Raw genomic sequence first — 15,338 nt, 5'->3', positions numbered from 1 at the left:
CCTTGCCGTGACACGCTGCGCCAAGCCTTTTACTATGACGGCTTCTTTTCTCTGGAATCGCCTGGATGAGTAAGCCCGGCCAAACGGTGCTGGTTGCGCTGCGCAAGATGATCGCCTCGGGCGAGCTGGCCGCGGGCGAGCGCTTGATGGAAATCCCCACGGCCGAGTTGTTCGGTGTTTCGCGCATGCCGGTGCGCATGGCGTTCCGCACCCTGGAGCAGGAAGGGCTGCTGGTGCGCTTTGGCGGGCGAGGTTTCCAGGTGCGCTCGGTCAGTGCCGAGCAAATCGCCGGTGCCGTGGAGGTGCGTGGTGTGCTGGAGGGCTTGGCGGCACGGCAGACGGCCGAGCATGGTTTGTCCGAGGAGGCCCGCGCGACGCTCGAGCAATGCCTGGCGCAGGGCGATGAGCTGTTCGCCAAGGGTTATGTCACCGAGGATGACTTGGAGGTCTATCACGACCTCAATATGCGCTTTCATCAGGTGATCGTCGAAGGCAGCCACAACCCGGCGATCGCCGACGCCCTGGCTCGCAACGATCACCTGCCATTCGCGTCAGTCACCGCCCTGGCGGTGGATCGCCAGAACATGGCCGGCGAATTTCGCCGCTTCAACTATGCCCACATGCAACACCATTCCGTGTTCGACGCACTGATCAATCGCCAGAGTGGCCGTGCCGAGGCGATCATGCGCGAGCATGCCAACGCGACCCTGCGCTACGCCGAAGTGTTCGGCTCGACGCCGGCTGACGAGCGGATGACGGTGATCCTGCGCTCGGAGTAACCCCGCGGCTGCTGTATTGTGCCGCCGCCTTCGCGAGCAGGCTCGCTCCCACAGGGTTCAGCGGTGTTACACAAAGGCTGCGCACGCCCCATCCCACTGTGGGAGCGACCCTGCTCGCGAAAGCGGTGGGGCAGTCACCCCCGATACCGCTTCATGAGCAAGCTCACAGCGTTTCCACGTTAGAGGTCGAGTACCAGCAGGGGGGTCTTCGACCTGGAGCAACACGGGGTGAACTGGTCGTTGCAGGCCTGTTCCACCTCGGTCAGAAACATGTCCCGATGCTCCGGCACACCTTCCAGTACCCGGGTCAGGCAGGTGCCGCACACGCCTTGTTCGCAGGAGATCGGGATCTCGATGCCATGGCTTTCCAGCACCTGCACCACGCTGCGGTCAGCCGGCACGTCGAACACCTGCCCGCTGCGGGCGAGCTTGACCGAAAAGCTGCCATCGGCGCGGGTGTCGATGGGGGCGGCGGCGAAGTATTCGCGGTGCAGGCAGTCTTCCTGCCAACCCTGGCCCTTGGCGGTGTCGAGGACGTGCTGCATGAACCCCCCGGGGCCGCACACATAGAGGTGCAAATCGTGACCGGGGGCGGCCAACACCTTGGCGGCGTCCAGCAGGGTTTCAGGTTCTTCATCGAAGTGCAGGAACACCTGGTCGGCGTAAGGGGCCTGGCGCAACCGTTCGACAAAGGCGGCACGGTCCCGGGAGCGGGCGCAGTAATGCAGCTCGAACGCGGCACCGCTCTGGGCCAGGTGCTCGGCCATGCACAGGATCGGCGTAATGCCGATGCCTCCGGCGAACAGCAGGCTACGTCGGGCGTGTGGGGCCAGTGAGAACAGGTTGCGCGGTTCGCTGATGTGCAGGCGCATGCCGGGCAGGATCTGTTCGTGCAAGCCGCGCGAACCACCGCGGGACGCCGGATCCTTGAGCACGCCGATCAGGTAGCGATGGCGCTCTTCGGGGTGGTTGCACAACGAGTATTGGCGGATCAAGCCGCCGGGCAGGTGCACATCGATATGGGCGCCGGCGGTGAAAGCGGGCAACGGCTGTCCATCGACCCGGGCCAATTCATAGCTGCAGATGTCCAGCGCTTCGTTGTGCCGCGCCGTGACCTGGACTTCGATCATGACCGTTGCTCCGCGGCTTGTGGCTGATGGGTGCTGGCAATCAATCCCGCCTGCGATTCGCGCTCACGGGCGATCCAGCGCTCCAGCACCCGCCGGGACTGTACGCCGCCGGCATCGATGTTGAGCTTGAGCAAGTTGCGCTGCGGATGGTCCAGCAGGTTGCGCTGTTGGCGTTCGAGCATTTCCAGGTCTTCGCTGAAAATCTTGCCTTGGCCTTCGCGAATAGACGCAGTGAGGGCTTCATCCTGTGGTTGGAAGTGCCGGGCCATGCCCCAGAAGTACCAGATCGAGGTCTCGGTTTCTGGCGTGATGAAGTCCACCACGATGCTCGACGCCTTGAAGTGCGGCGCGGCGTGATAACCGCCATTGCCGGCATGGGCCACGCCGACTTCGATCAGCACATGGCTGGGCGGAGTGAAACGGCAGATCTGCCAGCGATCCACCGGCACGTCGTCGGCCAGGTTGTTGCCGCGCAGGGCCATGCGCCAGAAAGGCGGGGCCATGATGTTTTCCATATGCCGGGCGGTGATCACTTCATCACCTTCGACCGTGGTCACCGGCGGCGCCTCGTCGATTTCCTTCTGGCCGATGCTGGAGGCGTGGACGTAGGTTTCGTGGGTCAGGTCCATCAGGTTGTCGATCATCAGGCGATAATCGCAATGGATATGAAACAGGCCGCCACCGTAGGCCCATTCATCGCTTTCGGCCCATTCCAGATGATGGATCTGTGCCGAATCGGCCAGCGCCGGGTCACCGGGCCAGACCCAGATGAAGCCATACCGCTCCTGCACCGCAAAGGTCTTGTTGCACGGGAATCCCCGTACCCGTTGCCCCGGCATCTCGACGGTCTTGCCATCACCGCCCATCACCAAGCCGTGGTAGCCACACACCAGGTTGCCGTTTTCGACGTAGCCCAAGGAAAGCGGGGCGCCACGGTGGGGGCAGAAATCTTCCACGGCCGCGACTTTGCCTTCCTGCCCACGGTAAAAAACCATCTTTTCACCACAAATCTGCCGGCCCAAGGGCTTGTCGGCGATTTCATCGGGGGTGCAGGCAACGTACCAGGCATTTTTGGGGTACATGACGGATCTCCAGGCGGATGTTGTTTTTATCTATGGATCCATTAACGCTCTTAACTAATTTGCCTGTCAACGATTTTGCAGGATAAAAAGGACAATTGGCTGATGTAGTGGATCCATTGGTGGGCCGTCGGGTGATCGCTCCGGAACCGACAGGCCACCGGACCCAGGGCTTCAATGAATGGCGGCAGGTGCGCTATGGTGGGTAGAAGAGGTATTCCTAGACCTGCTGGACCGGGTGCTTGATTGTCTAGCCGGCATGCTGTCGCACAACACGGAGTGATCCATGAAGACCAAAGCATTACTCACTGAGCAGGACGTTGCCCAATTGCTGGTGGCGGCCAAGGAGCTGGCTCACCAGCGTCAATGGGCGGTGTCGGTGTGTGTGGTGGACGACGGTGGCCATCCCCTCGGGCTCTTGCGCCTGGACGATGCCTCGCCGTTATCGGCTTATATCGCGACGGAAAAAGCCCGCACGGCCGCCATGGGCCGGCGCGACAGCAAGGCTTTCGAAGACATGATCAATGGTGGGCGTTACGCGTTTCTCAGCGCTCCGCACCTGCAGGGCATGCTTGAAGGTGGGGTGACGATCCGTCATGACGGTCAATGCATCGGCGCCATTGGCGTGTCCGGGGTCAGGGCCGAGCAGGATGCGGAATTGGCGCGGCTGGCAATGGAGGCGGTGCTGCCTATAACCCCGCAAGCCTGACGCTGAGGACGAGGTTGATAACCTGTGGGAGCGAGCAAGCCCGCTCCCACCGGGAATTGCACAAATCTTCCAGACGTCATCCCTACGAGCGGTTAATCTGCTTCGGTCGGGTACACAAAACGAGGCGGCTCATGACGGTGCGCAACTGGATCGATCTCAAGCAGGACGCCACGTCCGGTATCGAGACCGTGCGCGCGCATTTCGAGGGACATGCCTATGATCCCCACTGGCATGACGCCTATCTGGTGGGTGTGACCGAGCAAGGCGTGCAGCAATTTCATTGTCGTCGCCAGCAGCACAACAGCACGCCGGGCAAGGTGTTCCTGCTTGAGCCCGGCGAACTGCACGACGGCAATGCGCCCCATGACCACGGGTTCACCTACCGCACGTTGTACCTGGAACCCCAATGGCTGGAGCGCGAGTTGCGTTCCTTGTTCGACGTGGCGCCGGACAATGCCCAATTGGGATTCGCCGCGACCCTGAGCGACGATGCATGGCTGGCGAACGCCACGGCGTTAGCCTTCCAGAGCCTGCACGAGCAGGAAATCCGCATCGTGCGCCAGACGGCCCTCGATACCCTGTTGGCCAACCTGACCCAGCACCTGCACTGGCGCGTGCGGATCAGCCCCGACCCACGCCTGCCATTGGTCGCGCAACAGGCTCGCGATTTCTTGCACAGTCATCTGAGCGAAGACATCGGGCTGGATGACCTGGCGCGGGTTACCGGGGTGGATCGTTTTCGCCTGACCCGCGCCTTCAAGGCCGCCTTCGGCTTGGCGCCCCATGCTTATCTGATCCAGTTGCGCCTGGCCCGTGCCCGGCGCTTGCTGGCCGGCGGAGAGAGCGCCGTGGCAGTCGCGGCCATGCTCGGTTTTGCCGACCAAAGCCATTTGGGCCGCTGGTTCCAGCGCGCCTATCGCCTGAGCCCGGCGGACTACCGTAAGCGCTGCTCAATTATTCCAGACTGAGCAGGCCTTCGTGGGGATGATCCAGTGACGATCATTCAACGAGACGTTGCTCCATGGACCAGTTACTGCCGTTTGCCTTGTTCGCCTTTGTCGCCTCCATCACCCCGGGCCCGACCAATATCCTGGTGTTGAGCCATAGCTCGCGCTTCGGTCTGGCGACTACCGTGCCGATCATTTTTGGCGCCTGCACGGCGGCGGCGTTGCTGGTGTTGCTGGTGGGAACCGGGTTGGGGGATGTGCTTGCCCGGCATACCACGATTCAAACGCTGCTTTCATGGGCTGGTATCGCCTGGTTGAGCTGGATGGCCTGGCAGATTTTCCGCGCTCCGGCCGAGGCCATTGACCCGCACCGGCCTGTCGAGGGCCCAAGACTGGGGTTGGCGGGTGCGGCCGGCTTACAACTGGTGAACCCCAAGACCTGGATGATGGCGCTGGCGGTGGTCAGCGTCTTTGCCGGCGCCGAGGCCGACCGCACCGTGCGCGTGCTTTGGCTGTCGTTGGCGTTCTTCACGATATCGATCCCATGCATGACGGTCTGGGCCTGCCTGGGCCGCGGCGCCGCCAGGTTCTGCCGTTCCGCCGTGGCGATGGGGAGGTTCAACCGGACCATGGCGTTGTTGTTGCTGGTGTCAGCGTGGTTGACGTTGGTGGTGTAGACGGTTGCTTTGACCCGCAACCCCTTGCAATGGTTGGACAGTTCCAAGGGACGGCCATTTCTTGGAGCATCGGGTTCGCGCCGGTTGAGCGTACGTTACCGGTCGAGTCTGCAACTGCCCCCAAGGATGGAGGTCCATCATGTCTACCCTCGATACCCATGTCGAGTTCATCCAGGCCAGGCTGCCCGCCTGGCTGAAACAGGCCACAAGGCCCCAGAAGGCACGCTTCAAGGTGCTCACCCGGCAACTGCAGCGCGACAGCGACGCACTGAACGCGTTGCTCACCGACTTGCCATCGCCCTATGCCTTTACCCTCGATCTGCTCAAGATGCAGCCGCAGGTTCAAGGCTGGAGCCGGGTGAATGGCGGCGGCAGCGTCGTCGATGCCATACGCCGGGCGCGGGTCAGGCGAGGGCCTTTTGTGACCGATCCCGCGCTGTCGGTGATCGAAGCGGCCCTGGGCAACTACCCTCCCGCCGACGCCGTTGTCGGGGGGGATTTCGATAAGAAGGGCGAGCTGTTCATCCAGGGCAGGGCGGGAGAGTTCAACCAGGGGGACACCCCAACGAGCCGTGCGCCACTGGACATGACCCCGGCCAGTTTCGCCAGCCTCTGCCGACAGGTGGACGTCGGTGGGGCGTACCGACAGAAGCTCGAACAGCGGCTACCCCGCATCGCCGGTGAGGTCCCGGTCGTGGCAAAAGCCTACATGACGTACGCGCGCAGCCTGTTGGTTCATGATGCCTACGAGGCCAAGCTGGCTGGACGCCTGGATAGCACCGGTGAGCGGCTGCTGGCCCATGCCGGTGTCCAGTTGGAAGCGCATCCTGTGACGCCCTTGGCCTGCGAGGTCAAGGCGCTGGAGCTGTTGTCCGCGCCGTTGTTCGGCGCTCGGGTGTACTGGGGGCTGGCGAGCGACGCCAGCGGTGTTCGTCCGATCGTCCTGCACATGCCCCACGATACCGTGGCTCCGCTCAAGCAGTTCGCAAATTTGCAGGCGCTATCGGCGGAGCTGACCGAGCGGGTCCGTAAACGCAGTTATCGCCAGGACCTGACGCAATATTTCCCGTTGCGCTTGCAAGCCAGCCTGGGGGCGGCCCTGCACGATCAGGTGGAGTGGACGATCACCGATAACCCCAATCTGTTCCAGGAAATCCATGCTCGCATCACCGGTTGGCGTGAGGGCGAGCAGGGTGAGAGCGACGATCCCCGACGCATTCGGGTCCCCGTGCCCAGGGTCGCCTGGGGCCTGAATGACGTGCGCGAGGATCATTGGCACGCCGCCTACCACGAATGGCGGGGCCATGCGCTGGGCAACGCCTCGGCATTGATGGTGTCGACCCGGGATCAGGATCGGCGGGCGCTGCTGGCGCGGCTGGAATACTGGGAGAGTCTGGTGGAGCGCTCGCTGATGCTCGCCGCGACCTTTTTTCCGTTCTGCGCGCCGATTGGCATGGGTGCGGCGGTGGTCGGCGGGGTGCGCCTGGTGTATGAAATTTTCGAAGGTATCCAGGCGTTCAACGAAGGCCATGCGCAAGAAGGGATCGAGCATATCTTCAATGTGCTGTTCGGGGTCGCCCAAGGCGCCTATCTGGGCTTTGTTGGCGCAGCCATCGAGCCGATGCCCGTGGCCGACGGCAGCGTCCGGCTGTGGAACGGCGACGTCCTCCCGTTCGAGGCGCGGCGCCTGCCACCGGTGGAGGCCGAGCAGGACGCCTGGGGCGTCTGGCGCACGCCCGACGATGCCTGGGTGCGGATCGAGGGCCGTTACTTTGAAGTACAGGGCGCGCGGGCCGAGCTGAGCCTGCGCCTGCCCTCCGGGCACAGGGGCGTCAACCCGCCGCTGGAGTGGAGCCGCTCCCGTGGCTGGCAATGGACGCATCGCAACCCGTTGCAACGTAGCAATCCGGAACTGTTGCGCACGTTTGCCGAGACGCCTGCTGAACTCGACACCCCCACGATCCTTGCTGTGCAAAGCCAGATTGGCATCAGCGAGGCCCATTTGCGCTATCTGCAAGTCGAGGGGTTACCGATGCCGGCGATATTGGTCGATGCCCTGGATGATGCCCGCAACTGGCAATGGGTGCGGCACACGATCGAGCGCCTGCGCCGTGGCGAGGCGCCCCAGGGCCTGCATTTTCGAATCGTCCAGACGCTGGCGGAATTGCCGGGTTGGCCGGAGGACATGACATTACGCTACCACGATGGCGTAAGGCTGTATCCCGTGGGCGACATGGCCGATACGCGCTTTACCCTGTTGACCCGGGCCGATCTTGCCCAAGAATCCTGGGCGGCGGGAATTTTGGACGGCCTTCGGATGGACGAACAGACCGCGTTGCTGGGACAGAACAGTCTCGGCTTGCGCCCGCTGGAGCGCAGTCGCCTGTTGGCCGGGCGATGGGCCGAGCGGTTGGAGCGCGATGCCCCGCGCCTGACCCTGGCCATGGCCCGTACAAGCGGGCTCGACCCACTGGCGGTTCCATTGAGCCGAGCGTTCCCGGGCCTGCCTGACGCCATTGCCAACGAGCTGGTGCGCGGCATCTCCGGTCATGATCGACAGCGTCTGCTTGAAGGGCGGGTGACTGGAGACCTCGGCAGGCGGGGCGCCGAAGCTCTGCGTGAATTGCGTTTGAGCCGGGCCTTGCGCGCCCTGGCCCGGGGCGAAAGCACGGTCGATCGAGACCGCATCGTGCTCCACCTGCTGGCCGAGACCCCTTCGTTACAGGGACGCTTGCACCTGCGCCTATGGTTGCGCGAGCTGCCTGAACCGATCGAGGTGGGGCAGGGTGGGCCTTTCAAAGTCATCCGCCAGGAAGGCGACAGGTACCGCCCCTTTGACGAGAACGGCGAGGAACTGGCGAGCGCCCTGGGCCTGGAAGACGCGCTGCTGAGGGCCATGCCGGACGATGCGCGCCAGGCGCTGGGCGTGAACATCTGGGAAGCGGACAGGCTTCGCAGCCAGTTGCTGGCCCATGCCCTGGAAAACCGGCAGGCCCTGCGCCCGTACCTGGCAATGCGCAACCTGGGCAGCCTCGGGTCTCGCCCGCAGTGGTTGAACGGGCACCTGGTCTATCCGCTCAGCGGTCGCGGCCGGCTGCCGCTGCCAGAGTGGAACGCCAGCCTGAACCGGCGGCTGGAACGGCTGTTTCCCGCCCACGCGGGGGACGCCCTGGCGCGACTGCGATCGGGCCTGGCTGGCGAGGCGCAACGCGATGGCATCCGCTTCAACGACCTGGTCAGCCGCCTGGAAAACGAATGGACTACCCTGGACCAAGGGTTGCGCCAGTGGGAGGAGCACGAGGGCTTTCATCATCCCGTCGAGCAGGCGCTGGACCGTGAGGCGCTGCTGGCGCAACGCCGGGGCGTCGCCCGGGTCATCCGTCGTGCCTGGCAGCGCGCACCCGATCCGGGCAGCGAGGGCAGTGAGCTGGTGGTGCGGATCGAAAACGTCAATATCGGCCGACTGCCCCCGGTCGCCGTTCGTTTGGAACACATCGAAACGATGATCCTGACCAACCTGGGGCTGGTGGAGGATCCTTCGGATTTCCTGAGGATGTTCCCTGGCCTTGATTCGCTGGACCTGCGGGACAATCATCTCACTCGTGTCCCCGCTGCCGTGGCGCAGTTGCCGGCGTTGGTGGAGCTGTCCATGAGCCGCAACCCGCTGCACCTGGACGCGAATGTGTTCACGCCGTTGCTGGGCACCGAACCCTACATCCCTCTTTGGAGCCTGGACCTCTCAGGCATAGGCAGCGTACAGGCGGGAACCCCTGCCGAGGTGACTGCTGCCATTAGTAGCCTGGCCACGCTGCCGTCCCTGCGTGAGGTCATCTGGACCGACAACCTGAGCTTCACGCCTGAACAGCTGCAGACCCTGACCACTTCGCTGCCGGATTTGCTCGCGCTGAACCTGGGGCGCTGTGGCTTGCGCCTGGACGAGGAAGGCAGCGTCTTCCTGCGAGCCGCCACGGCGCTGCGGGAACTGCGCCTGAACGAAAATAACTGCCGGGACCTGCCCGAACTGCCGGAATTGGCGAACCTGATGACGCTGGAGTTGGGTCGCAGCGGGCTCGAACGAGTGCCCCAACTGGCATTGTCGGTGCTGGCCAGGCACACCGAGGTGTCCATCTTCGACACCTTCGTCGTCGACCTCAGCGGTAATCGCATCACCAGCATCGAATCTGACCTGCTGCCGTCGCTCGCGCCCTTGGCCAATAATGATTCGCTTGGGGTGTGGCTCGATGACAACCCGCTGCCCAGCGCACAGGTCAACGCCCTTCGCCAGATCTTCCCCGAGTCTTTCCGCTACACCGTCGATGATTGGTTGTACATTTCGCCCTCGCTCCAGAGGGCACTGGAAGTCGCTCGAGATGATCCGGGATTGCGCAACTTCATCGATTGGTTTTCGACGCTCGCGCGTGACGCCGATAATGGCACGACGGCCGGATTGGCGTTCAGCGTTCGCCAGCGGGCTGCAGCTGTCTTGCAGCACTTCATAGGCTATCCGGGTGCTTTTGACCGGCTGCCGACCTTGATCGGTGACTTCGACCAGCAATTGCGGCAACTGCGCTCGCGCTTGCAAGCCCGTACCCTGGACAGGGAACAGCCCGACCTCCCCGAGCTGGAGCTGCACTTTCGCATGTTCCAGTCGGCCATGCGCGCGCGACTCTCCCGGCACGGAGCGCCGTTTGCCGGCTTCCTGGCGGATCACCATTCCAACTGGGAGTACGCGCTGATGGCGCGGTTTCCCGATCCCGTGCAATTGGAAGCGCAGATGAGCCGGGATGCGTTCATCGACTGGCTCAGCGATGCCCAGGACACCTTCAACAGCAACGATCAAACTCCGAGCGCGGGCGAGATGCTGTGGCGGCCTTACCTGGGCTTGATGTCGCCCCAGTGGGCTGAAGGGTTGTCGATCTGGGAAACCCTCGATGACGACCTGGTGAATGCCTTCAGCGGGCCGGTGAATCCCGCCCGCTGGCCCCAGGTGATGCTGGAAAACCTGGTGCATCCGGATCCGGAGCTGCCCAGCGCCCTGGAACCGGTCACGGAAGGCGAGCGAACCGTCTGGCGCCGCACAGGGCTGGAAGCTGTCGCGGACGTGGATTGGGCCGCCGGCAGGCCGGTGACCCTCACCGAAGACCAGTTGCGTCGCACCATGGCCATCTACCGCTCGGTCAAGAGCCGCGAGGTCGAAGCGCTGGTGCGCCGGGTCACCATGGGCCTGGTCAATGCCTGGTGGCCGGTGCTGCCCCTATGAATACCAGTGCCTTCAGGCCGCACTGACTGTCGATGTCGGGAAACTCCGGCGGGTTGGCCAGGCGTTCGCTGAAGGCCAACCCGGGGGCTTCGCGAGTGACCCCGTCGATGAGGAAGTCCGGGCCTGTGGCGGGGTCATTGCTGCAGGCCAGGACCGCGCCATCGGCCGTCAGCAGCTCCGGCAGTCGACGCAGGACCCGCTGGTAGTCCTTGGTCAGCAGGAAACTGCCTTTCTGGAAGGTCGGCGGGTCGATGATCACCAGGTCGTAGGGTCCGCTGTTGATCACTTTGCCCCAGGATTTGAACAGGTCGTGGCCGAGAAAACTCACCTGGCTCAGGTCGTGGCCGTTCAGGCGATGGTTGTCGCGACCACGGCTCAGGGCGGCACGGGACATGTCCAGGTTGACCACATGCCGTGCGCCGCCAGCAATTGCTGCCACTGAGAAGCCGCAGGTGTAGGCGAACAGGTTCAGCACCCGCTTGCCATGGGCGTTGGCCCGCACCCAGTCGCGACCGTAGCGCATGTCGAGGAACAGGCCGTTGTTCTGCTTCTTACCCAGGTCGATCCGGTAACGAAGGCCACCTTCGGTCAGGGTCCATTCGTCTATGGGCTCGCCCACCAGCCATTGGGTGAGGCTCTGGGGCTGGTAGCGGTGTTGCACGGCGAGTGTATGGGCGCCGCTGTTTTTCCAGGCGGGCGAGGCGGCGAGAGCGAGCAGCATGGACATCAAGTCATCCAACTGCACCGGTTCCGGTTCCTTGAACAACGAAACCAGCACAATCCCTTGCAGCCAGTCGACGGTGATGTGCTCCAGCCCCGGCCAGCAACGGCCGCGGCCATGGAACAAACGGCGGGTTTCTTCCGGCGGGGAGGCCAGGGCTGTCAGCAAATGGGTGTGCAGGTCATGTAGAACTTGAGGGGTCATCAGGCAAGGCCAGCGATTCGAAAGGCCGGCATTTTAACCTGTGGCGCGGGAGCTTGCTCCCGCTCAGTTGGGCAGCAACGGCCTGGTCAGCCACCGCGGGTAGACAGAATGCTCGCCACCTGCTGCGGCTGGCAGTTGAGATAGGCCGAGCGCTTGAGCCAACTCGGGTCCGGGTACCAGGAAAACATGAATTGCCCGCCCTTGAGCTTGTCGATCACCTGGCGCGCCACTTGCGGGCGTACGGCGGGGCAGCCCTGGCTGCGCCCGATGCGACCCTGGCGCACACTCCACAACGGGTTCACGTAGTCGGCGGCATGGATCACGATCGCTCGATCGCGGGCCAGATCATTGAAGCCCGGTTCCAGGCCGTCCATGCGCAGTGAGTAGCCATGGGCGCCCTGGTAGCTTTCCTGGGTGCGGAACAGGCCCAGGCTTGACTGATAGCTGCCCAGGCGATTGGAAAACTGCGTCGCGAAGTTCTCCCCGGATTTCTGCCCGTGGGCCACCAGGTCGCGCAATACCAGCTTCTTCTGGCGCAGGTCGAAGATCCACAGGCGCCGGGCCGTGGAAGGCTGGGAATAATCGATGACCGCCAGGTGACGGGCCTGGCTGGCGCCATTGGCGACGGCGCATTGCATGGCGCTCAAGGCACTTTTGAGCGCCAGGGGATTGAGTTCCGGCGCTGTCTGGGAGAGGCTGTGGTAAAGCGTTTGCGCCTTCGCCTTTTTTTCGGCCAGCGCCGGGCTGCAAATGACGCCGAGGCCCAGCATGACCAGGCCGAGTCGGCGCAAAAAGCCTGCTACAGGCGAGGGGTTTCCAGCGTGGTGTTCGTTTTCGGCATCCCGTCCGGTTTCGTTTGTCTGCATGATGGCGGGTCGTACCTGTCGCAAAATTCACCGTCAGCGAGACGGCCATGGATTGGAGTAAAGCAGTTGTTCAAAAAGTCCGCATGTTACCTGAGCCTTTTATTGCTCACTGCGCCATTGGTCGCTACAGCCGAAGACAGCGATCCGGCTCTCGTGCAGACCACACTGGCGCAATTGCCGGTCGCATGCCCGGACGTGGCGGTGGGTGTCGACTTTCCGACGCTGCTCGACTTGCAGGCGTTCTATCAGCAAAACGCAGGCCAGGACGTCTGGTCGGACGACGAACGACGGGGGGCGTTGCAGGTCCAGTTGCAACAATTGGCCGATGACGGCCTGGATCCGGCCCGTTATCGCCTGCCGGTCGAGGGCGCCGCCCGAGGCCCTCATTGTGCCGACATCGCCATCAGCCAGCGCTACCTGCAAGCCTTGCATGACCTGCGTTTCGGCTACCTGTCTCAAGACCGGCTGGAACCGGTATGGAAGGCCAGCCCGCAACCACAGGATCACCCGGCCGTGGTGCTGGCCATCGCCGGGCTGGGCCGGCACGACCTGGCCGATGCCTTTGAACAGGCGCGGCCGAACCTGGACCTTTACCGTAACCTGCGCGGCCTCTATGCCCGGCTACGGCAGCAGCCTCTATCCGCCTGGCAACCGGTGCCCGGTGGGTCGTTGCTGCAACCGGACAAACAGGACGCCCGTGTCCCCGCCCTGGCCCAGCGACTGTTCAACGAGGGGTATCTGAGTACGCCGCCGCAGGCGACTGACGAGCATTACAACCCCACGCTGGTTGACGCGATGAAGCGTTTCCAGGCCCGGCATTCGCTGCAGGCCGACGGCGTGGTGGGGCCGTGGACCGTCACCGAGCTGAACATCAGCCCGGCCATGCGCCGCGAGCAGTTGCGCATCAACCTGGAACGTATGCGCTGGCTGGCCCAGGACGTGGAAGCCGACAGTGTCCTGGTCAACGTAGCCGCGGCGCAGTTGACGGTTTACCAGGGCGGCGCGCCGGTCTGGCAGACCCGCACCCAGGTGGGCCGTGCGCAACGGCAGACCCCGTTGCTCAAATCCCACGTTACCCGGCTGACGCTCAACCCGGCCTGGACCATTCCCCCGACCATCATGCGCGAAGACAAACTCCCCGAAATCCGCCGCGATCCAGAGTTTCTCGCCCGCCACAACCTGAGGATCCTCGACAGTGATGGCCTGCCGTTGCTGGCGGAGGATATCGACTGGGAGCATCCGGGCAACCTCATGTTGCGCCAGGATCCAGGCCCGAAGAACCCGTTGGGTAAAATGGCGATCCGCTTTCCCAATCCGTTCTCGGTGTACCTGCATGACACACCGAGCCAGGCGTTGTTCAGCAAAGGCCCGCGGGCCTTCAGTTCAGGCTGCGTGCGGATCGAGCAAGTGATGCACTTGCGCGACCTGCTGGTGAGCCCGGCCGAACGGGCACGCACCGATACCTTGCTGGCCAGTGAATCGACCCATGAGTTCAGGCTGGCGCGGCCCGTGGCGATCCTGTTGGGTTACTGGACAGCCCAAGCGGACAGCCAGGGCGAGGCGGTGTACATCCCGGATATCTACGGGCGTGACGCGACACTGGCTGCCGCCCATGGTCGCGCGCTCTGAGCTCAGGCGCATGCCGTCGCGGGCGCATGGGTGGTTGGGTCGAGCGTTGCGAACAAGCGCTGGCCGATAATGCCGGCAGCCTGCAAATGCGAGTGCGGGTCGGCGGTTTCCGAGTCGAGCAAACGTTGGGAACTCACCACTCGGGCGCCGCAATAATCGAAAATCCCATGGTCGATCTGCGTGGTCATCGCCTCACCGTAGCCGTGGCGCTGGAAACTGTCGGCATCGGCGCCACCGACCCCCACCAAATGAACCCGCAAGTGTCGCAGCTTCTGGACAAACGGCTTGTCGAGGCTGAAGTCGAACGCCCAGCCGTTGGAAAACACCCGGTCGATCCAGCCCTTGAGCAATGCTGGCATGGACCACCAATAAATCGGATAGACCAGCACCAACGCGTCGGCACGGTCGATCCTGGCTTGTTCGGCCAGCACATCCGCCGGTGGCAAGGCCTCGCGGTGGTGCACCGCGTGGTCGGCAAAGCTGAAGCGCGGCTCGAAGCCTTCGGCGGCCAGGTCCGCGATCTCGAACGTATCGGCAGGGTTGGCCTGGGTGATGCCTTCGGCGATTTTCCCGGCCAGGCTATGGGTAAGGGAACGCGGATCGTGGTGAGCCACAACGATGAGTGCATGCATGGCGAAACTCCTTCTGGTCATGAAGTCTTGAAGACGGGTATGCTTAAGTTACGGTTAGTAAGTTACGGTTGGTAAAGTTAGCATGTCAAGCATTGAAGAAAACCGGCAGGCACCGCGACGTCGATTATCCCGGCAGGATCGACAACGGCAGTTGCTGGATGTGGCCTGGCGGCTGGTGCGGGAGGAGGGCAGTGAAGCGCTGACCCTGGCGCGGCTCGCGGAGCAGGCGGGGGTGACCAAGCCGATCGTCTATGACCACTTCGTCACCCGGCCAGGGCTGTTGGCGGCGCTTTATCAGGATTTCGATGCCCGCCAGACCGCGTTGATGGATGCGACCCTGGAGGCCAGCGATGCCACCCTGCAGAGCCGGGCGGCGGTCATCGCTTCTTCCTATGTCGAATGCGTGCTGTTGCAGGGGCGGGAGATTCCCGGCGTGATCGCGGCCCTGACCAGTTCGCCGGAGCTGGAGCGTATCAAGCGCGAATACGAGGGCATTTTCCTCGACAAGTGCCGCCTGGTGCTGGAACCCTTCGCCGGTACGAAAGGCATCACCCAGGCCGGTCTGCGGGCGATGCTGGGGGCGGCCGAAGCCCTGTCCAATGCCGCCGCCACCGGGGAAATCAGCGCTGACGAGGCGAAGGACGAACTGCTGGTCAGTATCGTTGCGATGGTGACCAGGACCGTCGACACCCCTTCAAGCTGAAC

Annotated in this window: 12 protein-coding genes; 7 read left to right on the top strand and 5 right to left on the bottom strand. The window is 63.6% G+C overall.

From position 1 onward, the window contains the following. Positions 1–65: 65 nt before the first annotated feature. Positions 66–779, top strand: a complete 714-nt coding sequence (locus ACMTA2_RS18640; RefSeq protein WP_413791189.1) for a GntR family transcriptional regulator — start codon at positions 66–68, stop codon at positions 777–779. Positions 780–958: 179 nt separating this feature from the next. Here ACMTA2_RS18640 and ACMTA2_RS18635 read toward each other — a convergent pair whose 3' ends face one another. Next, complete coding sequence (locus ACMTA2_RS18635) at positions 959–1,909, bottom strand: PDR/VanB family oxidoreductase (protein ID WP_413791188.1); 951 nt, start codon at positions 1,907–1,909, stop codon at positions 959–961. Then, positions 1,906–2,991, bottom strand: a complete 1,086-nt coding sequence (locus tag ACMTA2_RS18630; RefSeq protein ID WP_413791187.1) for an aromatic ring-hydroxylating dioxygenase subunit alpha — start codon at positions 2,989–2,991, stop codon at positions 1,906–1,908. The genes ACMTA2_RS18635 and ACMTA2_RS18630 overlap by 4 nt, the downstream gene beginning before the upstream one ends. A gap of 283 nt (positions 2,992–3,274) precedes the next feature. On the opposite strand from ACMTA2_RS18630, the gene ACMTA2_RS18625 reads away from it, so the two are divergent. From ACMTA2_RS18625 to ACMTA2_RS18610, 4 genes are all read left to right on the top strand, one after another. Continuing rightward, positions 3,275–3,697, top strand: a complete 423-nt coding sequence (locus ACMTA2_RS18625) for a GlcG/HbpS family heme-binding protein (protein ID WP_413791186.1) — start codon at positions 3,275–3,277, stop codon at positions 3,695–3,697. Between the two features lie 131 nt (positions 3,698–3,828). After that, positions 3,829–4,665 carry an AraC family transcriptional regulator gene (locus ACMTA2_RS18620; protein ID WP_413791185.1) on the top strand — a complete coding sequence of 279 codons (837 nt, stop codon included), beginning with the start codon at positions 3,829–3,831 and terminating at the stop codon, positions 4,663–4,665. 53 nt (positions 4,666–4,718) lie between these two features. Beyond that, positions 4,719–5,321, top strand: coding sequence for a LysE family translocator (locus tag ACMTA2_RS18615; RefSeq protein WP_413791184.1), 603 nt, complete (start codon positions 4,719–4,721; stop codon positions 5,319–5,321). 139 nt (positions 5,322–5,460) lie between these two features. Next, positions 5,461–10,581 (top strand): dermonecrotic toxin domain-containing protein, encoded by a 5,121-nt coding sequence (locus tag ACMTA2_RS18610; protein WP_413791183.1) that lies wholly within the window; start codon positions 5,461–5,463, stop codon positions 10,579–10,581. Here the strand turns inward: ACMTA2_RS18610 and ACMTA2_RS18605 are convergent. Further along, positions 10,550–11,506, bottom strand: a complete 957-nt coding sequence (locus ACMTA2_RS18605) for a class I SAM-dependent methyltransferase (protein ID WP_413791182.1) — start codon at positions 11,504–11,506, stop codon at positions 10,550–10,552. The two genes, ACMTA2_RS18610 and ACMTA2_RS18605, sit on opposite strands and share 32 nt — an antisense overlap. 86 nt (positions 11,507–11,592) lie before the next feature. Next, a complete protein-coding gene (locus ACMTA2_RS18600; protein ID WP_413795687.1) occupies positions 11,593–12,276 on the bottom strand; it encodes a murein L,D-transpeptidase catalytic domain family protein in 684 nt (227 codons plus the stop codon). A 162-nt stretch (positions 12,277–12,438) separates the two neighbouring features. On the opposite strand from ACMTA2_RS18600, the gene ACMTA2_RS18595 reads away from it, so the two are divergent. Beyond that, entirely contained in the window at positions 12,439–14,001 is a 1,563-nt protein-coding gene (locus ACMTA2_RS18595; protein ID WP_413791181.1) for a L,D-transpeptidase family protein, read from the top strand. Positions 14,002–14,003: 2 nt separating this feature from the next. Here ACMTA2_RS18595 and ACMTA2_RS18590 read toward each other — a convergent pair whose 3' ends face one another. After that, on the bottom strand, positions 14,004–14,633 hold the full coding sequence (locus ACMTA2_RS18590; protein ID WP_413791180.1) for an NAD(P)H-dependent oxidoreductase: 630 nt from the start codon (positions 14,631–14,633) through the stop codon (positions 14,004–14,006). Between the two features lie 82 nt (positions 14,634–14,715). Between ACMTA2_RS18590 and ACMTA2_RS18585 the strand changes: the two genes are divergently transcribed. After that, positions 14,716–15,336: a TetR/AcrR family transcriptional regulator gene (locus tag ACMTA2_RS18585; RefSeq protein WP_413791179.1), complete on the top strand. Its 621-nt coding sequence runs from the start codon at positions 14,716–14,718 to the stop codon at positions 15,334–15,336. Positions 15,337–15,338 lie beyond the last annotated feature (2 nt).

The sequence above is a fragment of the Pseudomonas medicaginis genome (assembly GCF_965119365.1).
GTDB lineage: Bacteria > Pseudomonadota > Gammaproteobacteria > Pseudomonadales > Pseudomonadaceae > Aquipseudomonas.
This window is presented reverse-complemented; position numbering and strand designations above follow the sequence as displayed.